Origin of the sequence: Oceanibaculum indicum P24 (genome assembly GCF_000299935.1) — a bacterium.
Lineage (GTDB): Bacteria > Pseudomonadota > Alphaproteobacteria > Oceanibaculales > Oceanibaculaceae > Oceanibaculum > Oceanibaculum indicum.
The window spans coordinates 38296-59613 of record NZ_AMRL01000015.1 but is presented as its reverse complement, the minus strand read 5'-3'; the positions used below and the strand labels follow the sequence as shown (position 1 = coordinate 59613).

Genomic DNA, 21318 nt, shown 5'->3' with positions numbered 1-21318 from the left:
ATGCGACTGCGGATATTGCCCGTCCTGGCCATGCTGGCGCTGGCGGCGATGGCCGCCCTGCCGGCTGCCCGGCCTGCCCAGGCCATCGATGCCGGCGCCTACCGGCAGCTCAATGCCGATCTGGTCGAGCATCATGTGATCCCGCGCTATGCGGCGCTGGAGACGGCGATGGCCGGGCTCGACAAGGCCGCGCGGGCCTATTGCGGCGCGCCGTCCAATGCCGGCTTCGCAGCGCTGCGGACGGCCTATGGCGAAGCGGCCGATGCCTGGCAGGGCGTCCAGCATATCCGCTTCGGCCCGGTCGATCTGTTCATGCGGCTGCAGCGCTTTGCCATGTGGCCGGACACCCGCAACACGGTGGGACGGCAGCTTGGCGAGATGCTGAAGTCCGGCGACCGGGAGCGTATCAGCCAGCACGCCTTCGAGACCGGCAGCGTTGCCGTACAGGGACTGCCGGCGCTGGAACGGCTGTTGTATGACGATGCGCCGCCCGCCGGCTTTGCTTGCGAGACGGTGACCGCGATATCCGGCAACATGGCCGGCATGGCGACCGATGTGCTGCGCGCCTGGCGCGGGGATTACGCGCAGACCGTGGCCAGGGCGGGTGAGGCCGGCACCCATTACCAGAGCGCCAGCGAGGCCACGCTGGACCTGTTCAAGAGCCTGCATACGGCGGTCGAACTGGTGGCCGACCACAAGCTGGCGCGTCCGCTGGGCGGCAGCGCCAAGGAGGCGAAGCCGCAGCTTGGCGAATCCTGGCGCAGCGGCCGCTCGATGGAGAATATCCGTGTGAATCTGCGCGCCGCCGAAGCGCTTTATCTCGGCGAGGGCGGCGGCCAGGGCTTCGGCCATTTCGTGCGCGACGTGGCCGGCGACAGGAAGCTGGACGACCTGTTCCGGCGTGCCTTCAAGCAGACCATCGCCACTGCCGATTCGGTGTCCCTGCCGCTGAAGGAGGCGGTGAAGGACAAAGCGGAGCGTGTGAAGCTGCTGCAACTGGCCAAGGAGACAGTGGCGCTGAAGCAGCTGCTGGCGACACGGCTGACCGGGGCGCTGGATATCCCGCTCGGCTTCAACGCGCTCGACGGAGACTGAGGAAGAAATCATGCCGATCTCCCGACGGTTCTTCCTGACAGGCTCCGCGCTGGCTGGCCTCGCCGCCGCCGGGGCTTTGCCGGGCGTCGAGGCGCTGGCACGCGGCAGGGAGTCGCTGTTCCTCAGCGCCCGCGCCGACCGGAAGGGGCGCTTCTACGCCAGCGGCTTCGATGCGACCGGGGCGAAGCAGTTCGACCTGCCGATGCCGGCGCGCGGCCACGGCTCGGCGGTCAGCCCGGACGGTCGCTACGGCGTGTTCTTCGGGCGGCGGCCCGGCCGGTTCGCGCTGGTGGTCGATGCCGCCCGCGGCACGGTCGCGCACACCATCCCGGCGATGGAGGACCGGGCCTTTGCCGGGCATGGGCTGTTCGTGCAGGGCGGCCGGCTGCTGCTGGCGACGGAGATCGACTATGAGGGCAAGCGCGGGCTGATCGGCCTGTATGATGCCACTGACTCTTACCGCCGCATCGGCGAATGGCAGACCGGCGGCATGGACCCGCACGATCTGCGCCTGCTGCCGGACGGGCGCACGCTGATCGTCGCCAATGGCGGTATCCTGACCCATCCCGAGGTGCAGCGCATGAAGCTGAACCTCGATACGATGGACTCTTCCGTTGCCTTCATCGATATCCGCGACGGCAGCCTGATTGAGCAGCGCCGCCTGCCGGGCGAGTTCTTCCAGCTCAGCCTGCGTCATATGGCGGTGACGGTGGCGGGCGAGACGGTGATCGCCATGCAGTATGAAGGCCCCTCGAGCGATCTGGTGCCGCTGGTCGGGCTGGCGCGACCGGGCCGGGAGATCGAGCTGCTGGAGATGCCGGACGCCGCCTGGTCGCGGCTGCGCAACTATTGCGGCAGTGCCGCCGTCGATGCCGGGGGCACCATCCTTGGCGTTACCTCGCCGCGCGGCGGACGGGCGCTGTTCTGGGAAGCGGCGACGCGCCGGCCCCTGCAGCCGCTCGATCTGGCGGACGGGTGCGGTCTTGCTGCCGCGCCGGTGCCGGGCCGCTTCATCGTCAGCAACGGGCTGGGCGCGCTGGTCGAGTACGACCCCATTGCCGGGCGGACCCGCGCGCTGAATAGCGGTTTTGCTGACGCGCGCTGGGACAATCACATCTTTACGGGCTAGCGAAGGTCCCTAGATCAGCTCGGGGTCGATGGCTGCGGCGCAGGCGTCGGTCGGCTGTGCCGCCGTGTGCCCGACATAGGGGATCATTTTCAGCACCAGCGAAACGCCCCGGCAGGGGGCGGCGGCCACGCCGCAGCCGGACAGGCTGAGCAGGATGGCGAAAAGGACCAGAAGGCGCATGACGTCCCGGATCAAGGCAATGGCGAGGCATTTACCCTAGCATCCCTTGCAATCGCGGCGTACCGCCAAACATCAGCACCATCATAATCAAGAGGGAGAATGGCCGATGGGCATGCTGGTGGACGGTGAGTGGAAGGATGTCTGGTACGATACGAAATCGACCGGCGGCGCCTTCAAGCGCGAGGAATCCTCCTTCCGCGACAGTGTGACGGCCGATGGCTCCTCCGGCTTCTCCGCCGAGGCCGGGCGCTATCACCTGTTCGTCTCGCTGGCCTGCCCCTGGGCGCACCGCACGCTGATCTTCCGTGCCCTGAAGGGGCTGGAGAAGGCCATCACCCTCTCCATCGTCGATCCGCTGATGCTGGAGGAAGGCTGGGAATTTTCCGAGCCTGACGACCTGACCGGGGCGAAGCGGCTCTACGAGGTCTATCTGAAGGCGAAGCCCGACTATACCGGCCGTGTCACCGTGCCGGTGCTGTGGGATAAGCAGAAGCAGACCATCGTGAACAATGAATCCGCCGAGATCATCCGCATGCTGAACAGCGAATTCGATGATGTGGCGGAAAATCCCGGCCTGGATTTCTACCCGGAGCCGCTGCGCGCCGAGATCGATGCGATCAACGAGATGGTCTATGACCGGGTGAATAACGGCGTGTACAAGGCCGGCTTTGCGACCGAGCAGGACAAGTACGAGAAGGCCGTCACCAGCCTGTGCGGCGCGCTCGACATGCTGGAGGACCGGCTGGCGCGCCAGCGCTATATCGCCGGCAACCGGATCACCGAGGCGGACTGGCGGCTGTTCACCACCCTGATCCGCTTCGATCCGGTCTATGTCGGCCACTTCAAATGCAATCTGCGCACGCTGGCCAGCTACCCCAACCTGTGGGGCTACACGCGCGAGCTGTATCAGGTGCCGGGCGTGGCCGAGACGGTGAACTTCACGCACATCAAGCGGCACTATTATGAAAGCCACCGCAAGATCAACGGCAGCGGGATCGTGCCGCTGGGGCCGGTGCTGGACCATGACGCGCCGCACGGGCGCGACCGGCTGCCGAAGGCAGCGTAAGGGCGGTATTCGGATAGATTGCCGGGGCGGCTGCGGCTATTCTGGAGGCCAAAGCCTTAATCGCTCAAAAAGGAGCCGGCCCGATGCGCCTTATCATCGCGATCTTCCTGCCCTTCCTGCTGTTCTTCACCATCGGGCGGCCGATTGCCGGCATCATCTGCCTGATCCTGCAGATCACGCTGATCGGCTGGATTCCGGCCGCTCTCTGGGCGATCTACGCGCTGTCCCAGTATAATACGGACGAGAAGATCAGGGCGGCGAAGCTAGGCGACTGACGCCTCGATCAGGCCGGCGCGGGCTTCCAGCACTTCCGCGAAGGCGGCGGCCAGCCCGTCCAGATCCGGCGCTTCCATCGGCAGCGACAAATTGATCATGCCGCGCCGGGCGAGGTACTGGCCTTTTTCCAGCAAGTCCAGATGCAGCAGGTCGCGCAGCGCCTTCGGCATGCCGGCCACATCGGCGGGCCGGCGCACCGGGCCGCTGGCGGCATGCAGGCACATCATGGAGCCGCGCCCGGTTGCCCGGATCGGCAGGCCCATTGCCTCGGCAATGCCGTTCAGCCGGTTGCGCAGCGCATCGCCGCGCCGGTTCAGCGCGATGGCGGTGTCCGGCGTGTAGATCTGCGTCAGCCCGGCCAGCCCCGCCGCCATCGTCAGCACATTGTTGTTGAAGGTGCCGGCATGCGGCCAGGCACCGGGCCGGCGCGGGTCGAACCGGTCCATGATCTCCGCCCGCCCGCCGAAGGCGCCGAAGGTCAGGCCGCCGCCCAGATACTTGCCCAGCGTCACCAGATCAGGCGTGATCCCCAGCTCGCCATGCAGCCCGCCGGGGGCGAGGCGAGAGGTCATCACCTCGTCAAAGATCAGCAGCGCGCCGGTCTTCGCCGTGGCGTCGCGCAGCGCCTGCAGGAACGCCGGTTCCGCCGGGATGCAGCCGCCGGAGCCCAGCATCGGCTCGACGATGACGGCGGCCAGGCGGTCGCCCTCCGCCGCGATCTGCCGGGCAGCATTCTCCGCGTCGTTATAATCCGCCATGACCATGGGGAAAGGGGCGTTCAGCGGGTTCGCCCCGGCAAAATACAGCACCCCGCCATGATAGCCGCCGCGGAACGCCATCACCTTGTCGCGGTCGGTCGCGGCGCGTGCCGCCGACAGGGCGAACATGTTGGATTCGGTGCCGGAATTGCAGAAGCGGATGCGCTCCACCGCCGGGAAACGGTCGCACAAAGCGGCGGCGAAGCGGGCCTCCAGCAGGTTTGGTCCGCCCAGCACGATGCCGTCGGACAGTGCCGCTTCGATGGCGCCCCGGATCACCGGATGCGAATGGCCGTACAGGCCGGCCGTATATTCCACCAGGAAGTCGGTATAGAGATGCCCGTCCGCATCGCGCACATGGCAGCCCTCGCCGCTGGCCAGCGTCAGCGGGAAAGGCTCGTAGAACAGCACGGTACGGGTATTGCCGCCGGGCATCGCCTTCGCCGCCTCGGCATGCAGACGCCTGCTCTCCGGGTTCGCGGCGGTGAAGCGTTCCTCGGCCTCGCGCAGCGCGGCGTCGAGGGTGATGTTGCTGCCGGCCGCGAGCGCCATGATCGTCTCCGTTTCGCTTAGTCGGGCGATTGACCGTAGCGCATGCGGCGGAAGCGTTCCAGCACCCGCGCCATCTCCTCCTCCGGCAACAGGAGGGGTTCGCCGATCTGCAGGGCGCGGCAGTATTGCGCCGCAAGAGTTTCCACCTCGACGGCAAGCGCCAGCGCCTTTTCGATATTCTCCTCAAGGCAGATCATGCCGTGATTGCCCAGCAGGCAGGCCTTGCGGTCTTCCAGCGCTGCAACCGCATGGGCCGACAATTCCGGCGTGCCGAAGGTGGCGTAGGGGGAGCAGCGGATATCCGCCCCGCCGGCAACCGCCACCATGTAATGGAAGGCGGGGATGCCCTTGCCGAGGCAGGCCAGGGTGGCGGCGAACATGGAATGGGTGTGCAGCACCGCCCCGGCATCGGGCCGCGCCTTCAATATGTCCAGATGAAAGCGCCATTCGCTGGACGGACGGCGCGGACCGGTGGGATTGCCGTCCCAGTCCAGCGCCACGATGTCTGCCGGCGTCATCGCCTCATAGGGCAGGCTGGAAGGGGTGACCAGCAGGCCGGACCCGTCCGGCAGGCGGATGCTGGCATTGCCCGAGCTGCCCTGGTTGATGCCGAGAGCGTTCATCCGGCGGCAGGCCGCGATCAGCGCCTGCCGAAGGTCCAGAGCGCTCATTCGCCGGCCGCCCGCGCGCGATACTCCGGGAACAGTGCGAGCAGCCCCTCGCGGCTGGCCTCAGCGATGCCGCGCTCGGTGATCAGGCCGGTGACGAGGCGCGCTGGCGTGACGTCGAAGCCGTAATTCGCCACGCTGCTTTCCTCCGGCGTGACGCGCACCGGCAGCACCTCGCCATCCACCGTTCGGCCCCAGACATGGGTGACCTCGGCGGCGTCGCGCTCCTCGATGGGGATGGCGCGCCCGTCGGACAGCGACCAGTCGATGGTGGGGGAGGGCAGCGCCACATAGAAGGGCACGCCATTGTCGCGTGCCGCCAGCGCCTTCAGATAGGTGCCGATCTTGTTGCAGACATCGCCGGTGGCGGTGGTGCGGTCGGTGCCGACGATGACCATGTCCACCAGGCCATGCTGCATCAGATGGCCGCCGGCATTATCGACGATCACCTTGTGCGGCACGCCGTGATTGGCCAGCTCCCACGCGGTCAGCCCGGCCCCCTGGTTGCGCGGGCGGGTTTCGTCCACCCAGACATGAACCGGGATGCCTGCGTCATGCGCCTGATAGATCGGCGAGGTTGCGGTGCCCCAATCCACCGTCGCCAGCCATCCGGCATTGCAGTGGGTCAGGATATTCACCGGCTCGCCCGGCCGCTTGCCGGCGACGAGGCGGCGGATGATCTCCAGACCGTGCCGGCCGATGGCATGGTTGATCGCCACATCTTCGTCGGCGATGGCGCCGGCGCGGGCGAAGGCGGCAGCAGGCCGGTCTGCGGGTGGCAGCGGCGCCAGCGTGCCGCGCATATCCTCCAGCGCCCAGCGCAGGTTGATCGCGGTCGGCCTTGTGGCGGCCAGCGTGTCGATGGCGTTCTCCAGCGCCTCGTCGGACGCGTCGGCGCGCATCGCCAGCCATACGCCATAGGCCGCCGTGGCGCCGATCAGCGGCGCACCGCGCACCAGCATCGCGCGGATGGCGTTCGCGGCGTCGGCCAATGTTTCCAGCCGCGCCAGCACGAACTCGTGCGGTAGCTTCGTCTGGTCGATGATCGATACGGCTTGCCCGTCCGCGCTCGGCTGGATCGGCCGCATCGGGGTGCCCTTCACCTTCATCCGATGCCTCCTTGCTGTTGCGTGGCCCAATTCAGTATAGCCCCGGCGGCCGGATTGCTATACTCCGGCCCCGATATTCCACCCATCGTTCCATAACGACGAAGACGAGCCCATGATTCCGCGCTATTCCCGCCCGGCTATGACCGCCATCTGGTCGCCCGAGAACCGTTTCCGCATCTGGTTCGAGATCGAGGCGCACGCTACCGACGCGCTGGCCGAGCTGGGCGTGGTGCCGAAGGAAGCGGCCAAGGCGGTGTGGGAGCGCGGGCAGGGCAAGGTCGATCCGGCGCGCATCGACGAGATCGAGCGTGAGGTAAAGCACGATGTCATCGCCTTCCTGACCAACCTGGCCGAGCATGTCGGCGAGGAAGCGCGCTTCGTCCATCAGGGCATGACCTCGTCCGACGTGCTGGATACCTGCCTGTCGGTCCAGCTGGTCGAGGCGACGGACATATTGCTGGAGGATATGGACGCGCTGCTGGCCGCGCTGAAGCGCCGGGCCTACGAATACAAGGATGTGGTCTGCATGGGCCGCAGCCACGGCATCCATGCCGAGCCGGTGACCTTCGGGCTGAAGCTGGCCACCTTCTATGCCGAGTTCAAGCGCAACCGCGACCGGCTGGCCGCCGCGCGCGACGAGATTGCCACCTGCGCGATTTCCGGCGCGGTCGGCACCTTCGCCAATATCGATCCGCGCGTCGAGGCCCATGTCGCCAGGAAGCTGGGTCTGGCAGTGGAGCCGATTTCAACCCAGGTCATCCCGCGGGACCGGCATGCGATGTATTTTGCGACGCTGGGCGTTATCGCCAGCTCCATCGAGCATCTGGCCATCGAGGTTCGCCATTTGCAGCGCACCGAGGTGCGTGAGGCGGAGGAGTATTTCTCGCCCGGCCAGAAGGGCAGCTCCGCCATGCCGCACAAGCGCAACCCGGTGCTGACCGAGAACCTGACCGGCCTTGCCCGCATCGTGCGCGGCATGGTGATCCCGGCGATGGAGAATGTGGCGCTGTGGCACGAGCGCGACATCAGCCATTCCTCGGTGGAACGGATGATCGCCCCCGACGCCACGGTGACGCTGGATTTCGCGCTGGCGCGGCTGACCGGCGTGATCGACAAGCTGGTGGTCTATCCCGATGCCATCGAAAAGAACCTGAACCAGCTGGGCGGGCTGGTGTTCTCGCAGCGTGTGCTGCTGGCTCTCACCCAGGCTGGCGCCAGCCGCGAGGATTCCTACCGCCTCGTGCAGCGCAACGCGATGCAGGTCTGGGAGCGCGGCGCCAATTTCCTGGAACTGCTGAAGGCCGACAAGGACGTGACCGCGAAACTGTCCGAGGCGAAGCTGGAGGAGCTGTTCGACATGGGCTACCACACCAAGCATGTCGATACGATCTTCGCCCGGGTGTTCGGGGAATAGGCCAGAACAGCCAGCCGAAAAGCAAATGCCCGGGCAAGACCCGGGCATTTTTTCTTGGACCGTCACCCCCGCACTTGTTGCGGGGGTCCAGGCTTCCGCTTACTGGATCGTCGGTCGAGTAAGCCGAACCCTGGATTCCCGGGACAAGCCCGGGAATGACATGTTGAGTGGGATTGCCTTACTCCGTCGTGACCTGGCGCTGGGCCTCATCGAGCATCTCTTCCATCTTCTTCAGCAGACGGTGCTCGCTCATCTCGACCTTGGCGGCCTGGAAATCGCCCATCAGCTTTTCGATGACATCGTCATGACCGGGCTTCTCGAAGTCCGCGGCGACAACGCTCTTGGCGTACTCATCGGCCTTTTCGCCGGTATGGCCCAGCAGCTCGGCCGCCCACAGCCCGACCAGCTTGTTGCGCCGCGCGATGATCTTGAAGCGGAGTTCCGCATCATGCTTGAACTTGTTCTCGAAGGCCTGTTCGCGCTCGCTGAAAGACGCCATGCTGCTGCTCCGCTCTGTTACCTTGTACCGACGGCGCATTCGCGCCACTCACTCCCCATATAGGGTTGCGACCTTATCTACGCTATCGCCCAGCGATTCTGAACAGTCAATTTCGTGACGTTTTCCGGAACCCGCCATGTGCACTGTCGTCCTTCTGCATCGCCCCGGCCATGACTGGCCGGTCCTGATCGCCGCCAACCGCGACGAAATGTCCGGGCGCCCCTGGCAGATGCCCGCCCGGCACTGGGAAGACCGGCCGGATGTGGTGGCCGGCCTCGACGTGCTGGCGGGCGGAAGCTGGCTCGGCCTCAACGATCACGGCGTGGCGGCGGCGATCCTGAACCGGGTCGGCACGCTGGGGCCGGCCCCCGGCAAGCGCAGCCGGGGCGAGCTGGTGCTGGACGCGCTGGACCATGCCGATGCGGCGCTGGCGGCCGAAGCGCTGGCCGATCTCAACCCCGCCGCCTACCGCCCCTTCAACATGCTGCTGGCCGACAGCGATGGCGGCTACTGGCTGCGCGGGCTTGGCGAGGAAGGCGGCCATGTCGAGCTGCATCCACTGCCGCCCGGGCTGCACATGCTGACCGCGCGCGATATCGACGATCGCGCCAGCCCGCGTATCGACCGCTATTTGCCGCTGTTCGAGCAGGCTGCCGTGCCGGACCCCGTCACCGGCGACTGGGCGGCATGGCGCGACCTGATGGCCGCCACGGAGCATGACTTCAAGGCGGGTCCACGCGGCGCCATGACCATCCGTACCGAAAATGGCGGCGGCTTCGGCACGGTCTCCTCCTCGCTGATCGCGCTGCCGCGCCCGACCGGACCGGGCGAGGCGCTCCTAAAGCCGGTCTGGCTGTTCGCCCCCGGCGCCCCGGACGTGACGGATTATGAGCCGGTAGCGCTCGACTGACGGCGGCTGCCCTGCCGATTCACTCACATTGTTTCGCCCCCTTCTTCCTGCTATAGGGAGGCGAAAGCGACATGCGCGCGGCCGCGCAGCGTGCGCTGCCCCTGTACGGGGTTCCTTCTCGGGAGTTTCTCCATATGGCCAGACGCAGACGCATCTATGAGGGCAAGGCCAAGGTCCTGTTCGAAGGACCGGAGCCCGGCACTCTGGTGCAGTACTTCAAGGACGACGCCACCGCCTTCAACAACCAGAAGCATGGCGTCATCACCGGCAAGGGGGTGCTGAACAACCGCATCTCCGAGTTCCTGATGCAGCGTCTGGTCGAAATCGGCATCCCGACCCATTTCGTGCGCCGGCTGAACATGCGCGAGCAGCTGGTCCGCGAGGTGGAGATCATTCCGGTCGAGGTGGTGATCCGCAATGTCGCCGCCGGCTCGCTGGTGAAGCGCTTCGGCGTGCCGGAAGGCCAGCTGCTGCCGCGCGCCATCGTCGAATATTATTACAAGTCGGATTCGCTGGGCGACCCGATGATCTCGGAAGAGCACATCACCGCCTTCGGCTGGGCGACGACGCAGGAGATCGACGACATCCTGGCGCTGTCGCTGCGGGTGAACGATTTCCTGACCGGCCTGTTTGTCGGCATCGGCCTCCGGCTCGTCGATTTCAAGCTGGAGTTCGGCCGGCTGTACAATGAGGACGAGATGCGCATCGTGCTCGCCGACGAGCTTAGCCCGGACAATATGCGGCTGTGGGACGCCAAGACCAACGAGAAGATGGACAAGGACCGCTTCCGTCAGGATCTGGGCGGCGTGAAGGAGGCCTATCAGGAGGTTGCGCGGCGTCTGGGCATCCTGCCTGAGGGCGGCCCGACCGACATGAAGGGCCCGAAGGTGATGCAGTAGCCGCCGGGCTGCTGTAGTGTTTTTCTGCGACTAACGGAAAGCGGAATCTGTGAAGGCGAAAGTACATATCACGCTGAAGAACGGCGTTCTCGACCCGCAGGGCAAGGCGATCCACCATGCGCTGGAGGTGCTGGGCTTCACCGGTATCGGCGATGTCCGCCAGGGCAAGTATATCGAACTCGATCTCGCGGAGAGCGACCCGGCGAAGGCCAAGGCAGCGGCGGAGGAGATGTGCCGCAAGCTGCTGGCCAATACGGTGATCGAGAATTATTCCGTCGAGGTGGTGGCCTGAAGGCGCCAGCCGACAGCGAGTACCGGCGCCGGCTGGAGGCGCTGTACCTGCCCCGGCTGGACCGCCACCGCATTGGGCCGGAAGCCCAGGCATGGCCCAATATCTTCGAGCAGTCCGTCCGCTTCATCGCACTGGCCGATATCGGCATCAAGCCGGATGATACGGTGCTGGATGCCGGCTGCGGGCTTGGCGATTTCGCGACCTATCTGGGCGAGCATGATTTTCAGGGCCGGTATATCGGCATCGATATGCTGCCGCAGATGGTTGAGCGTGCGCGCCGCGCCCGCTTCGCCGATGGTTTCGATGTAAGTTTCGACTGTGCCGATATCCGCGATGCGCCGGAACGCTGGCAGGCGGACATTGTGGTCGCCAGCGGCATTTTCGTGGAAATGACCGAGGAGGAGGCGCGGGAGACCATCGCCGCGCTGTTCCGGGCCTGCCGCCGGGGGGTCGCCTTTACCTCGCTATCGAGCTGGGACCGGTCGGAGAATGAAGAGGGGTTCCTCCGGCTCGACCCGCTGCGCACGCTGGAATTCTGCCGCGGCCTGACGCCACGCCTGCTGTTACGGCACGAATATTTCTACAGCGATTTCGCGATCTACCTGTACCGGGATCTGCCGGACGTCAATTAACCAGGCGGCTTAGCCAAGCCTCAGCTGGCCTCGCGCTCCAGCAGCTGTTCCAGCACGAACACGCGGATGGCGCTGGACAGGTTTGCGGCGCGGTCACGGTCGATGCTTTCGACCAGCGCGTTCACGGACAGGCGTTGGCGCTTGGCCAGCGACTGCAGCTGTTCCCAGAAGATATCCTCCAGCGAAACGCTGGTGCGGTGGCCGGCAATCACGACCGAACGCTTGCGGATGGTTGTCGCACTCACGGTTCCTTACTCCCCCTTGCGGGTCGGGGCGATCATCTGGTGCGGATCGACCCAGCGATCGAACGAATCGGCATCGACATAGCCGAGGGCAAGTGCCGTCTCGCGTAATGTCTTACCGTCTGAATGTGCCTTTTTCGCGACAGAAGCCGCCTTGTCATAGCCGATATGCGGGGCCAGCGCGGTGACCAGCATGAGCGAGCGCTCGACATGCTCGGAGATGCGGGTGCCGTCGGCCTCGATGCCGGCGAGGCAATTGTCGGTGAAGCTGAGCGCGGCGTCGGCCAGCAGCCGGATCGACTGCAGCGCGTTGTAAGCGATCACCGGTTTGAACACGTTCAGCTCCAGATGGCCGCTCATGCCGGCGACGGTGATCGTGGTGTGATTGCCCATCACCTGCGCACACACCATGGTCAGCGCCTCGGCCTGGGTCGGGTTCACCTTGCCCGGCATGATGGAGGAGCCGGGTTCGTTCTCCGGCAGGCGCAGCTCGGCAAGGCCGGAACGCGGGCCGGAACCCAGCAGGCGGATGTCGTTGGCAATCTTCATCAGCGACACGGCCAGCGTGTTCAGCGCGCCGGACGCCTCGACCAGCGCATCATGCGCGGCCAGCGCCTCGAACTTGTTGGGCGCAGTCACGAAGGGCAGGCCGGTCAGGCGCGCGGCCTCGGCGGCGAAGGCGGTGTCGAACCCTTCCGGCGCGTTCAGGCCGGTGCCGACGGCAGTGCCGCCCTGCGCCAACTCGTACAGCCGGGGCAGTGTTCCTTCGATGCGCGTGATGCCGTAGGCGACCTGTGTGGCATAGCCGGAAAATTCCTGGCCCAGCGTCAGCGGCGTGGCGTCCTGCAGATGGGTGCGGCCGATCTTCACGATGTCCGCGAAGGCACGGCTCTTCGCCTCCAGTGCCGCGTGCAGATGGCGCAGCGCGGGCAGCAGGCGATTCACGATCTCGCTGGCCGCCGCGATATGCATCACGGTCGGGAAACTGTCGTTGGAGGACTGGCTGCGGTTCACATGGTCGTTCGGGTGCACCGGCGACTTCGTGCCGCGCTGGCCGCCCAGCAGCTCGTTCGCGCGGTTGGCGATCACCTCATTGGCGTTCATGTTGGTCTGGGTGCCGCTGCCGGTCTGCCAGACCACCAGGGGGAACTCGTCGGCCAGCGTGCCATCCGCCACCTCGCCGGCGGCGGTCACGATGGCGTCCCCCAGCTTCTTCTCCAGCACGCCCAGCGCCATGTTGGCCAGGGCGGCAGCCTGCTTCTGGATGCCGAAGGCGTGGATCAGGGGGGCGGGCATGCGTTCGCCGCCGATACGGAAATTCTGCAGGGAACGCTGGGTCTGCGCGCCCCACAGGCGGTCGGCAGGTACCTTCACGGTGCCCATCGTATCGCTTTCGTCCCGGTATGCGTCGCGGTCGGCGGATTCGGTCATGACATCCTCATGGTCCTTGCGAAACGATTGCAAGGACATATGGGTTGCCAGAAAAACGAATGCACCCTCCGGTAGGGCGGGGGAGCTATGCCGTCGTTGTCATAACTCGGCTATTCCGCTGCCCTATTCTGCAGCTCGCGGCTGGTTCAGATAGCCGTCGCGGGTCTGCGGCAGCTTCTTGCCCAGGATGCGCGAGGCGACCATGGTGCGCAGCACCTGTGCGGTACCGCCGCCGATGGTGAACATGCGGGCGTCGCGCACCATGCGTTCCAGCGGGTTGTTGCGCGAATAGCCGGCGGCGCCATGCAGCTGCAGGGCGTTGTTGGTCACGGTGACCGCCATTTCGGAGGCGAAGACCTTGGCCTGCGCAGCGGCGGTCGGCTCCGGGAAGGGGTGGTCGCTGATCGCGGCGTTGTGGATCAGGGCGCGCGCTGCCTCCACATTGATCGACATGTCGGCCAGCATGAATTGCAGCCCCTGGAACTCGAAGATCGGCCGGCCGAACTGCTCGCGCTTCTTCACGAATTCCAGCGCCGTCTCGTAGGCGCCGGCCGCGATGCCCAGCGCCACGGTGGCGGCGCCAACGCGCTGGCTGTTATAGGCGTTCATCAGCCCGGCGAAGCCGCGCCGGATGCCCTCCGGCGGGACCAGCGCCATGTCGGCGGGGACTTCCAGATTCTCGAAGATGACCTCGGTCTCGGGGATGCCGCGCAGCCCCATGGTCGGCTCGCGCTTGCCGATACGCAGGCCCTTCGGCTCGATGCCATTTTCTGGGTCGCGCACCGCGATGAAGCCGCCGATGCCCTGTTCCACGCCATCCTCGAACACGCGGGCGAAGATCAGGTGCAGCTTGGAGATGCCGCCGCCGGTGATCCAGTGCTTCTTGCCGTTGATGGTGTAGCGGTCGCCCTTCTTTTCGGCGCGGGTCGTCATCTCGGTGGCGGCACTGCCGGCGTCCGGCTCGGTGATGCAGATGGCCGGCTTGTCGCCCTTCAGCACTAGGCTGGCGGCCAGCTTCTTCTGTGCCTCGGTGCCATAGGCCATGATCGCGCCGATGGCGCCCATATTGGCTTCCACCGCGATGCGGCCGGTGACGCCGCAGACCTTTGCCATTTCCTCGATCAGCAGGCAGGTCTCCAGATAGCCCAGCCCCTGGCCGCCATAGGCCTGCGGGATGGTCATGCCGAAGAAGCCGGCATCGCGCATCGCGGCCACATTGTCCCAGGGGTACTGTTCGCTGCGGTCCACCTCGGCGGCGCGCGGGGCGATCACGGTCTGCGCCAGCTCGCGGGCGCGGGCGCGGAAGGCAAGCTGGGCGTCGGTCAGGCGGGTCATGGTCGTTTCCTCAGGGCTTTGATTGGTTTTGCCGGGAATCTAGGGCATGAGCCGGCGGCGGCAAAGCACCTTCGATGCAGGGCAGCCTTACGGCCACTTCGCCACGGGCGGCATCGACATCAGGATCGCCTCGGTGTTGCCGCCGGTCATCAGGCCGAACTTGGTGCCGCGGTCATGCAGCAGGTTGAACTCGACATAGCGGCCGCGCCGCACCAGCTGGTGCTCGCGCTGCTCCTCGGTCCAGGGCCTCTCCATATGCTTGCCCACCAGGGCCGGATAGGCCTCCAGGAAGGCGAGGCCGATATCGCGGGTGAAGGCGAAATCCTTCTCCCAGTCCTTGTCGAGGTAGTCATAGAAAATGCCGCCGACGCCGCGCGGCTCGCCCCGGTGCGGCAGGAAGAAATACTCGTCGCACCATTTCTTGAAGCGCTCGTAATAGTCGGCGCCATGGCGGTCGCAGGCGGATTTCAGCGTGCCGTGGAAGAAGGCGGTATCCTCATCGTCCGGCACCATCGGCGTCAGGTCGGAGCCGCCGCCGAACCAGGCCTTGGTGGTCACGATATGGCGGGTGTTCATGTGCACCGCCGGCACCAGCGGCGAGCGCATGTGCGCCACCAGCGAGATGCCCGAGGCCCAGAAGCGCGGGTCCTTGTCCGCGCCCGGTATCTGCGCGCGGAACTGTTCGGAGAACTCGCCATGCACGGTGGAGATGTTCACCCCCACCTTCTCGAACACCCGGCCGCGCATGACGGACATGACGCCGCCGCCGCCTTCCGGCCGGTCCCATTCCTTGCGCTCGAAGCGGCCGGCCGGCAGGTCGGAGAGCGCGCCGGTATAGCGGTCCTCCAGCGCCTCGAAGGCGGCGCAGATGCGGTCGCGCAGCTCTCGGAACCAGTCGGTGGCCTGTTGCTTGCGGGATTCGGTCAGGGTGTCGTTCATGTTTCTTCTTATCCTCCGGCCTGATTGGCGAGCGTTTGGGCGGCGGGAAAGCCACCAGTCTGCCGCAGCGCCTCGCCCAGCACCATAGCGGCTGCCTGGGCGACATTGATCGAACGCAGGCCGGGCAGCAAGGGAATGACAAGGCGCGCATCGGCGGCCTCATGCACATGATCGGGTACGCCGCTGCTCTCCCGCCCCAGAATCAGGATGTCGTCAGGCCGGAAGTCGAAGCCGGTATAGGGCGTGGCCGCCTTCGTGGTCAGCAGCACCAGCCGTCCCGGCGCGCGGTCGGCCAGGAACCGTTCCCATGAGGCATGGCGGATCAGCGTCAGCCGGTCGATGTAATCCATGCCCGCACGCCGCATCCGCCGGTCGTCGAGGATGAAACCGGCGGGTTCGATCAGGTCCACCGGGACGCCGAGGCAGGCGCCCAGACGCATGATGGCGCCTGCGTTTTGTGGAATATCCGGTTGAAACAGGGCAAGGTGCATGGCAGTAGGTTTTCGCCTGGGCTGTGTTGTGCTTTGCAATCGTGTCGGATTGCATTATACCCGACGCGCCCGGCAGGGGTGGGGATCGCGGTTGGCACGATGCGACAGAGTGTCGCGATGTCCCCTGGCGGCACCGTAGTATTTTGTGAAGCCTATAAGACAGGCCTGTACGGGGGAAAGTAATGGCGCAAACCGCACAGTCGGGCACCGCAGGCGGCGCACAGGGTGCGCACGGCGAAGGCACCCGGCGTGATTTCCTGCATCTGGCGACGGTCGGTGTTGGCGCTGTAGGCGCCGCGGCGATCGCTTGGCCGTTCATCGACCAGTGGAACCCGGCGGCGGATACGCTGGCCCTGGCCTCCACCGAAGTCGATATCAGCAAGATTGCCGAAGGTCAGGCGATCACGGTCAGCTGGCGCGGCAAGCCGGTCTTCATCCGCCACCGCACGGCGACGGAGATCGAAGAGGCGACGGCCGTTCCTCTGGGCGACCTGCCTGATCCGCAGGCCGATACCGCCCGGACGGAAAAGCCGGAATGGCTGGTCGTCGTTGGCGTGTGCACGCATCTGGGCTGCATCCCGCTGGGCCAGAGCTCGACCCAGCCGCGCGGCGAGTTCGGTGGCTGGTTCTGCCCGTGCCACGGCTCGCACTACGATACGTCGGGTCGAATCCGCAAGGGGCCGGCTCCGGAGAACCTGCCGGTTCCCGAGTACCAGTTCCTGAGCGACACCCGCATCCGCATCGGCTAGGAGTTCCTTCGATGAGCGGTTTCACGACGACGAACCCGGTCATTCGGTGGATCGACCACCGGCTGCCGGTTTTCACCTTCATGCACCATGAGCTGCATGAATACCCGACGCCGAAGAACCTGAACTATTTCTGGAATTTCGGTTCGCTGGCCGGCATCACGCTGGTCGTCATGCTGATCACCGGCATCACGCTGGCGATGCACTACACCGCGCACACCGACTACGCCTTCGAGAGCGTGGAGCGGATCATGCGCGACGTGAATTATGGCTGGCTGATCCGCTACATCCACATGAACGGCGCCTCGATGTTCTTCATCGTGGTGTATATCCACATCTTCCGCGGGCTCTATTACGGCTCCTACAAGGCGCCGCGCGAGATCCTCTGGGGTCTGGGCGTGCTGATCCTGCTGGCGATGATGGCGACCGCCTTCATGGGCTATGTGCTGCCGTGGGGCCAGATGAGCTTCTGGGGCGCCACCGTCATCACCAACCTGTTCTCCGCCATCCCGCTGGTCGGCGAGAGCATCGTGACCTGGATGTGGGGCGGCTTCTCGGTCGATAACCCGACGCTCAACCGCTTCTTCGCGCTGCACTACCTGCTGCCCTTCGTGATCGTCGGGCTGGTCGTGCTGCACCTGGTGGCGCTGCACCGCTTTGGCTCGAACAACCCGATCGGCATCGAGGCCAAGGGCCCGCAGGACACGATCCCCTTCCACCCGTACTACACGGTGAAGGACTTCTTCGGCCTGTGCGTGTTCTTCCTGGTGTTCGCCGGCTTCGTGTTCTTCGCGCCAAACTATATGGGCCATCCGGACAACTACATCCCGGCCAACCCGCTGGTCACGCCGGCGCACATCGTGCCGGAATGGTACTTCCTGCCGTTCTACGCGATCCTGCGCGCGGTGCCGGACAAGCTGGGTGGCGTGCTGCTGATGTTCGCGGCCATCGCGGTGCTGTTCGTGCTGCCCTGGCTCGACCGCTCGCCGGTGCGCAGCGCCGCCTTCCGGCCGCTGTACAAGCAGTTCTTCTGGATTCTGCTGCTGGACTGCATCGTGCTGGGCTATATCGGCGCCATGCCGGCTGAGGGCATCTATATCGTCATCGGCCGTATCGCCACCGCCTACTACTTCATCCACTTCCTGATCATCCTGCCGCTGCTCAGCGTCATCGAGCGGCCGAAACCCCTGCCGGCAAGCATTTCCAAGCCGGTGACGGGTTCCGGTTTCGCCTCCGCGCCCGCAGCCCCGATGGAGAAGCAGTAATGCGTAAGCTCGTATCGCGTAGCCTGACTGCCATCGCGCTGCTGCTGGCCCTGCCGGCCGGGGCCAATGCCGCCGAGGGCGTTGCGGTTCCCAAGCAGGACTGGAGCTTCTCGGGCATCTTCGGCACCTTCGACCGTGCCGCCGCCCAGCGGGGTTTCCAGGTCTATAAGGAAGTCTGCTCGACCTGCCACGGCGCCTATCACCTGAGCTACCGCAATCTTGCGGACCTCGGCTTCAACGAGGCGGAAGTGAAGGCGATCGCCGCCGGCTATACGGTGACGGACGGCCCGAACGACGATGGCGAGATGTTCGAGCGTCCCGCCGAGCCGTCGGACAAGTTCGCCCGGCCCTTCGCCAACGAGAAGGCAGCGCGTTTCGCCAATGGCGGCGCCTATCCGCCGGACCTGTCGCTGATCGTGAAGGCCCGTCCGAACGGGGCGGATTACCTCTATGCCTTGCTGACCGGCTATCAGGAAGCGCCGGCTGACGTGACGATGATGGAGGGGATGAACTACAACGCCTACTTCCCCGGCCATCAGATCGCCATGGCGCAGCCGATCTACCCCGATGGCGTGACCTATGCCGACGGCACCGCGGCGACCATTGAGCAGCAGGCCCGTGACATCACGACCTTCCTGGCCTGGGCCGCCGAGCCGGAGATGGAGCGCCGCAAGCAGATGGGCATCAGCGTCATGCTGTTCCTGATCGTGCTGACTGGCCTTGCCTACGGCTCGATGCGCAAGATCTGGGCGGATGTGAAGAAGTAAGCACACCGCTCATGCGTGACGGAGAGGGCGCCGGCGACGGCGCCCTTTTCGTTTGTGGTGCCCGGACTTGATCCACTGGTCTCGAGCGACCAAACTGCGGCGCTTGCGATATCTGGGGAGCAAGAGAATGGCAGAATCGGCACGGCCGGTGGTCGGCATCATCGGCGGCAGCGGCGTCTATGATCTGGACGGGCTGACAGACAAGGAATGGCGCACGGTCGAGTCGCCCTGGGGCCAGCCGTCCGACCAGCTGCTGTTCGCGACACTGGACGGTATGCCGGTGGTGTTCCTGCCGCGTCATGGGCGGGGGCATCCGCTGAGCCCGTCCAGCATCAATTACCGCGCCAATATCGATGCGCTGAAGCGGGCCGGCGTCACCGAAATCCTGTCGGTCAGCGCGGTTGGCAGCCTGCGGGAGGATCTGGAGCCGGGCACCTTCGTGCTGGTGGACCAGTTCATTGACCGCACCTTCGCCCGCGAGAAGAGCTTCTTCGGCCAGGGCTGCGTCGCCCATGTCTCGGTCGCGCATCCGGTCTGCGGCCGGCTGGGCGGGCATCTGCTGGATGCGGCGACTGAGACCGGCATCCGCCTGGTCGAGGGCGGCACCTATCTGGCGATGGAAGGGCTGCAATTCTCCACCAAGGCGGAATCGAAGCTGTATCGCAGCTGGGGCTGCGACGTGATCGGCATGACCAACATGCCCGAGGCCAAGCTCGCGCGGGAGGCGGAGCTGTGCTACGCCAGCGTCGCCATGGTGACGGATTTCGACTGCTGGCACCCCGACCATGACCATGTGACGGTCGAGCAGGTCGTGAAGGTGCTGCTGTCCAATGCGGACAAGGCCCGTAGTCTGGTGAAGGCGGCCATACCGCGTCTGAAGGACCGCGAGGCAGCGTGCGAGAAGGGCTGCCACCATGCCCTTGATCACGCCATCATCACCGCGCCGGAGAGCCGCGATCCGACGCTGGTGGCGAAGCTGGATGCTGTGGCGGGGCGCGCCCTGCGGAGTTGAGACGTCAGTTGCCGGCGGCGGCCTGTTCCAGCCCGGCGATGTCGAATTTGGTCATGCGCAGCATCGCCTCGGTCACCCGTTTCACCCGGTCGGGGTCCGGGTCGCTCATCAGTTCGCCCAGCCGCTTCGGGACGATCTGCCAACACAACCCCCAGCGGTCGCGCAGCCAGCCGCACTGCTCGGTGCTGCCGCCGTCGGACAGTGCCGCCCAAAGCCGGTCGATCTCCGCCTGGTCGGCGCATTCCAGCATGATCGAGAAGCTGTGGTTGAACGGGTCGAGCGGACCGGCCTCGATGGCCATGTAGCGCTGGTCGCCCAGCGTGAACCCTGCAAGGCGCACGCTGCCTGCCGGGCCGCTGGGCGTGTCGGCGGGCAGGCCGGACAGCCAGTCCAGCGACGAGCCGGGGATGAGCGAGACATAGAGGCGCAGCGCCGCCTCCATATCCTTCTCGAACCACAGATGTTGGCTGACCCTGGCCATGGTCAGAGGTCCAGGATCGGCACGAAGCCGCCGAAGATCATGCGCTTGCCGTCGAATGGCATCTTCTCGCCCATCTGCTGCATGCGCGGGTCGGACATCATCTTGCGGTTAGCCTCGTCACGCACTTCTTTCGACGGGAATTCGAACCAGCTGAAGACGATCTTCTCGTCAGGCTTCGCCTGCACGGCGCGGCGAAAATCGGTGACCTGACCGTCCGGCACATCGTCTTCCCAGCATTCCACCATGCGGGTGACGCCGAATTCCTTGAACAGGGCAACGGCCTCGTTGGCATGGGCCTTGTAAATCTCCTTGTTGGCGGCCGGCACGGCGGCCACGAAACCCTGCACATATTTCATTTTCATTCTCCGGTTAGGCGATCTTAATAAGTTGATATCAACTTATATGAAGCCTGTCAAAGACCGGGAGAAGAAGGCTCCTAAAAATCAGCCGATATGCTGCTTGAAGAAATCCAGCGTGCGGTCGCGGGCGATGCGGGCGCTGGTCGGCTCGAAGGAGCCACGGGCGTCGCAGTTGAAGCCGTGATCGGCCGGGTAGATGTGGATCGCGGCCTGTGGCTGCGCCTTGCGAATCTGGTCCACATCGCTGAGCGGGATGCCCTTGTCGGCCTCGCCGAAATGCATCAGCAGCGGGGCGTTGGCCGTCTCGTCCTTGAACGGGACGATCTGCCCGCCGTAATAGACCACGGCGCCCTGCACCGGCAGGCGTGTCGCGCACAGGAAGGAGACCGAGCCGCCCCAGCAATAGCCGACTGTGCCGACCTTGCCGGCGGCGGACGCGGCTTCGACGGCGGCGGCCATGTCCAGCATCACCTCGTCCCAGCTGACCTTCGACCGCAGCTCCCGCCCGCGCGCGATGCCGGCCTGGTCGTAGCCCAGCTCCACCTTGCGCTCGGTGCGGTCGAACAGGGCAGGCGACACGCACAGATAGCCATCGGCGGCGAAGCCGTCGCAGACGCTGCGGATATGCGGGTTCACACCGAAGATTTCCTGAATGACGACCAGCCCGCCCCTGGGCTTGCCGGCCGGCCCGGCCATGTAGGCATCGAACTTGTGGCCATCGGCGGCGGTCAGTTCGATCTGCTGCTTCATCGTCTCGCTCATCGCGTCAGC

At 65.7% G+C, this 21318-nt stretch carries 26 protein-coding genes; 13 read left to right on the top strand and 13 right to left on the bottom strand.

Going from position 1 to position 21318, the window contains the following annotated elements; genetic code table 11:
* Positions 1-1095 (top strand): imelysin family protein, encoded by a 1095-nt coding sequence (locus P24_RS12285; protein ID WP_083859748.1) that lies wholly within the window; start codon positions 1-3, stop codon positions 1093-1095.
* A gap of 10 nt (positions 1096-1105) precedes the next feature.
* The gene (locus P24_RS12280; RefSeq protein WP_008945052.1) at positions 1106-2224 is read left to right on the top strand and encodes a DUF1513 domain-containing protein; all 1119 of its coding nucleotides are present in this window, start codon (positions 1106-1108) and stop codon (positions 2222-2224) included.
* 9 nt (positions 2225-2233) lie between these two features.
* Here the strand turns inward: P24_RS12280 and P24_RS20290 are convergent, their stop codons facing one another.
* A complete protein-coding gene (locus P24_RS20290; RefSeq protein WP_008945051.1) occupies positions 2234-2404 on the bottom strand; it encodes a DUF6726 family protein in 171 nt (56 codons plus the stop codon).
* Positions 2405-2510: 106 nt separating this feature from the next.
* On the opposite strand from P24_RS20290, the gene P24_RS12270 reads away from it, so the two are divergent.
* Both P24_RS12270 and P24_RS12265 read left to right on the top strand, forming a co-directional pair.
* Positions 2511-3470, top strand: a complete 960-nt coding sequence (locus P24_RS12270; RefSeq protein ID WP_008945050.1) for a glutathione S-transferase family protein — start codon at positions 2511-2513, stop codon at positions 3468-3470.
* 83 nt (positions 3471-3553) lie between these two features.
* Positions 3554-3745: a YqaE/Pmp3 family membrane protein gene (locus P24_RS12265; RefSeq protein ID WP_008945049.1), complete on the top strand. Its 192-nt coding sequence runs from the start codon at positions 3554-3556 to the stop codon at positions 3743-3745.
* On the opposite strand, the gene P24_RS12260 is transcribed toward P24_RS12265, so the two are convergent.
* Genes P24_RS12260 through mtnA form a run of 3 tightly spaced genes read right to left on the bottom strand, consistent with a single transcriptional unit; the run spans position 3734 to position 6833 of the window.
* Complete coding sequence (locus P24_RS12260) at positions 3734-5056, bottom strand: aspartate aminotransferase family protein (RefSeq protein WP_008945048.1); 1323 nt, start codon at positions 5054-5056, stop codon at positions 3734-3736. The genes P24_RS12265 and P24_RS12260 overlap by 12 nt on opposite strands.
* 17 nt (positions 5057-5073) lie before the next feature.
* On the bottom strand, positions 5074-5727 hold the full coding sequence (locus P24_RS12255; protein WP_008945047.1) for a class II aldolase/adducin family protein: 654 nt from the start codon (positions 5725-5727) through the stop codon (positions 5074-5076).
* Positions 5724-6833 carry an S-methyl-5-thioribose-1-phosphate isomerase gene (gene mtnA, locus P24_RS12250; RefSeq protein WP_008945046.1) on the bottom strand — a complete coding sequence of 370 codons (1110 nt, stop codon included), beginning with the start codon at positions 6831-6833 and terminating at the stop codon, positions 5724-5726. Before mtnA ends, P24_RS12255 begins: the two co-directional genes overlap by 4 nt.
* A gap of 112 nt (positions 6834-6945) precedes the next feature.
* Between mtnA and purB the strand changes: the two genes are divergently transcribed.
* On the top strand, positions 6946-8247 hold the full coding sequence (purB, locus tag P24_RS12245; RefSeq protein ID WP_008945045.1) for an adenylosuccinate lyase: 1302 nt from the start codon (positions 6946-6948) through the stop codon (positions 8245-8247).
* A gap of 178 nt (positions 8248-8425) precedes the next feature.
* On the opposite strand, the gene P24_RS12240 is transcribed toward purB, so the two are convergent.
* Positions 8426-8746: a DUF1476 domain-containing protein gene (locus tag P24_RS12240; protein ID WP_008945044.1), complete on the bottom strand. Its 321-nt coding sequence runs from the start codon at positions 8744-8746 to the stop codon at positions 8426-8428.
* Positions 8747-8882: 136 nt separating this feature from the next.
* On the opposite strand from P24_RS12240, the gene P24_RS12235 reads away from it, so the two are divergent.
* The 4 genes from P24_RS12235 to P24_RS19285 all read left to right on the top strand — a co-directional run bounded on the left by P24_RS12235 (position 8883) and on the right by P24_RS19285 (position 11479).
* Positions 8883-9656, top strand: coding sequence for an NRDE family protein (locus P24_RS12235; RefSeq protein WP_008945043.1), 774 nt, complete (start codon positions 8883-8885; stop codon positions 9654-9656).
* 134 nt (positions 9657-9790) lie between these two features.
* A complete protein-coding gene (gene purC / locus P24_RS12230) occupies positions 9791-10555 on the top strand; it encodes a phosphoribosylaminoimidazolesuccinocarboxamide synthase (protein ID WP_008945042.1) in 765 nt (254 codons plus the stop codon).
* Positions 10556-10604: 49 nt separating this feature from the next.
* Positions 10605-10847, top strand: coding sequence for a phosphoribosylformylglycinamidine synthase subunit PurS (gene purS, locus P24_RS12225; RefSeq protein ID WP_008945041.1), 243 nt, complete (start codon positions 10605-10607; stop codon positions 10845-10847).
* Entirely contained in the window at positions 10787-11479 is a 693-nt protein-coding gene (locus P24_RS19285; RefSeq protein WP_008945040.1) for a class I SAM-dependent methyltransferase, read from the top strand. Before purS ends, P24_RS19285 begins: the two co-directional genes overlap by 61 nt.
* 20 nt (positions 11480-11499) lie before the next feature.
* Here the strand turns inward: P24_RS19285 and P24_RS12215 are convergent, their stop codons facing one another.
* The 5 genes from P24_RS12215 to P24_RS12195 form a co-directional block, all read right to left on the bottom strand.
* Positions 11500-11724, bottom strand: coding sequence for a ribbon-helix-helix domain-containing protein (locus P24_RS12215; RefSeq protein WP_008945039.1), 225 nt, complete (start codon positions 11722-11724; stop codon positions 11500-11502).
* Positions 11725-11730: 6 nt separating this feature from the next.
* A complete protein-coding gene (gene fumC / locus P24_RS12210; protein ID WP_008945038.1) occupies positions 11731-13152 on the bottom strand; it encodes a class II fumarate hydratase in 1422 nt (473 codons plus the stop codon).
* A 123-nt stretch (positions 13153-13275) separates the two neighbouring features.
* Positions 13276-14487, bottom strand: coding sequence for a 3-sulfinopropanoyl-CoA desulfinase (gene acdA / locus P24_RS12205; protein WP_008945037.1), 1212 nt, complete (start codon positions 14485-14487; stop codon positions 13276-13278).
* Between the two features lie 87 nt (positions 14488-14574).
* Complete coding sequence (gene hemF, locus P24_RS12200) at positions 14575-15426, bottom strand: oxygen-dependent coproporphyrinogen oxidase (RefSeq protein ID WP_008945036.1); 852 nt, start codon at positions 15424-15426, stop codon at positions 14575-14577.
* Positions 15427-15434: 8 nt separating this feature from the next.
* The gene (locus P24_RS12195) at positions 15435-15917 is read right to left on the bottom strand and encodes a tRNA (cytidine(34)-2'-O)-methyltransferase (RefSeq protein ID WP_040707573.1); all 483 of its coding nucleotides are present in this window, start codon (positions 15915-15917) and stop codon (positions 15435-15437) included.
* Positions 15918-16099: 182 nt separating this feature from the next.
* Between P24_RS12195 and petA the strand changes: the two genes are divergently transcribed.
* From petA to P24_RS12175, 4 genes are all read left to right on the top strand, one after another.
* Positions 16100-16666, top strand: a complete 567-nt coding sequence (gene petA, locus P24_RS12190) for a ubiquinol-cytochrome c reductase iron-sulfur subunit (protein WP_008945034.1) — start codon at positions 16100-16102, stop codon at positions 16664-16666.
* 11 nt (positions 16667-16677) lie between these two features.
* The gene (locus P24_RS12185) at positions 16678-17928 is read left to right on the top strand and encodes a cytochrome b (protein WP_008945033.1); all 1251 of its coding nucleotides are present in this window, start codon (positions 16678-16680) and stop codon (positions 17926-17928) included.
* A complete protein-coding gene (locus P24_RS12180; RefSeq protein WP_008945032.1) occupies positions 17928-18695 on the top strand; it encodes a cytochrome c1 in 768 nt (255 codons plus the stop codon). Before P24_RS12185 ends, P24_RS12180 begins: the two co-directional genes overlap by 1 nt.
* 127 nt (positions 18696-18822) lie before the next feature.
* Positions 18823-19707, top strand: a complete 885-nt coding sequence (locus tag P24_RS12175; RefSeq protein WP_008945031.1) for an S-methyl-5'-thioadenosine phosphorylase — start codon at positions 18823-18825, stop codon at positions 19705-19707.
* Positions 19708-19711: 4 nt separating this feature from the next.
* On the opposite strand, the gene P24_RS12170 is transcribed toward P24_RS12175, so the two are convergent.
* The 3 genes from P24_RS12170 to P24_RS12160 form a co-directional block, all read right to left on the bottom strand.
* Entirely contained in the window at positions 19712-20188 is a 477-nt protein-coding gene (locus P24_RS12170; RefSeq protein ID WP_040707571.1) for a VOC family protein, read from the bottom strand.
* 2 nt (positions 20189-20190) lie between these two features.
* Complete coding sequence (locus P24_RS12165; protein ID WP_008945029.1) at positions 20191-20544, bottom strand: DUF1428 domain-containing protein; 354 nt, start codon at positions 20542-20544, stop codon at positions 20191-20193.
* A gap of 87 nt (positions 20545-20631) precedes the next feature.
* The gene (locus P24_RS12160) at positions 20632-21309 is read right to left on the bottom strand and encodes a dienelactone hydrolase family protein (protein WP_008945028.1); all 678 of its coding nucleotides are present in this window, start codon (positions 21307-21309) and stop codon (positions 20632-20634) included.
* Positions 21310-21318: the final 9 nt, after the last annotated feature.

Coding starts and splice junctions, on each gene's coding strand:
- P24_RS12185 (WP_008945033.1), top strand. CDS start 16,678: ATGAGCGGTTTCACGACGACGAACCCGGTCATTCGGTGGATCGACCAC.
- P24_RS12165 (WP_008945029.1), bottom strand. CDS start 20,544: ATGAAATATGTGCAGGGTTTCGTGGCCGCCGTGCCGGCCGCCAACAAG.
- acdA (WP_008945037.1), bottom strand. CDS start 14,487: ATGACCCGCCTGACCGACGCCCAGCTTGCCTTCCGCGCCCGCGCCCGC.
- fumC (WP_008945038.1), bottom strand. CDS start 13,152: ATGACCGAATCCGCCGACCGCGACGCATACCGGGACGAAAGCGATACG.
- P24_RS12170 (WP_040707571.1), bottom strand. CDS start 20,188: ATGGCCAGGGTCAGCCAACATCTGTGGTTCGAGAAGGATATGGAGGCG.
- P24_RS12235 (WP_008945043.1), top strand. CDS start 8,883: ATGTGCACTGTCGTCCTTCTGCATCGCCCCGGCCATGACTGGCCGGTC.
- P24_RS12270 (WP_008945050.1), top strand. CDS start 2,511: ATGGGCATGCTGGTGGACGGTGAGTGGAAGGATGTCTGGTACGATACG.
- P24_RS12255 (WP_008945047.1), bottom strand. CDS start 5,727: ATGAGCGCTCTGGACCTTCGGCAGGCGCTGATCGCGGCCTGCCGCCGG.
- hemF (WP_008945036.1), bottom strand. CDS start 15,426: ATGAACGACACCCTGACCGAATCCCGCAAGCAACAGGCCACCGACTGG.
- P24_RS12175 (WP_008945031.1), top strand. CDS start 18,823: ATGGCAGAATCGGCACGGCCGGTGGTCGGCATCATCGGCGGCAGCGGC.
- petA (WP_008945034.1), top strand. CDS start 16,100: ATGGCGCAAACCGCACAGTCGGGCACCGCAGGCGGCGCACAGGGTGCG.
- P24_RS12180 (WP_008945032.1), top strand. CDS start 17,928: ATGCGTAAGCTCGTATCGCGTAGCCTGACTGCCATCGCGCTGCTGCTG.
- P24_RS12160 (WP_008945028.1), bottom strand. CDS start 21,309: ATGAGCGAGACGATGAAGCAGCAGATCGAACTGACCGCCGCCGATGGC.
- purB (WP_008945045.1), top strand. CDS start 6,946: ATGATTCCGCGCTATTCCCGCCCGGCTATGACCGCCATCTGGTCGCCC.
- P24_RS12240 (WP_008945044.1), bottom strand. CDS start 8,746: ATGGCGTCTTTCAGCGAGCGCGAACAGGCCTTCGAGAACAAGTTCAAG.
- P24_RS12260 (WP_008945048.1), bottom strand. CDS start 5,056: ATGGCGCTCGCGGCCGGCAGCAACATCACCCTCGACGCCGCGCTGCGC.
- P24_RS20290 (WP_008945051.1), bottom strand. CDS start 2,404: ATGCGCCTTCTGGTCCTTTTCGCCATCCTGCTCAGCCTGTCCGGCTGC.
- P24_RS12195 (WP_040707573.1), bottom strand. CDS start 15,917: ATGCACCTTGCCCTGTTTCAACCGGATATTCCACAAAACGCAGGCGCC.
- P24_RS12280 (WP_008945052.1), top strand. CDS start 1,106: ATGCCGATCTCCCGACGGTTCTTCCTGACAGGCTCCGCGCTGGCTGGC.
- mtnA (WP_008945046.1), bottom strand. CDS start 6,833: ATGAAGGTGAAGGGCACCCCGATGCGGCCGATCCAGCCGAGCGCGGAC.
- P24_RS12285 (WP_083859748.1), top strand. CDS start 1: ATGCGACTGCGGATATTGCCCGTCCTGGCCATGCTGGCGCTGGCGGCG.
- P24_RS12265 (WP_008945049.1), top strand. CDS start 3,554: ATGCGCCTTATCATCGCGATCTTCCTGCCCTTCCTGCTGTTCTTCACC.
- purC (WP_008945042.1), top strand. CDS start 9,791: ATGGCCAGACGCAGACGCATCTATGAGGGCAAGGCCAAGGTCCTGTTC.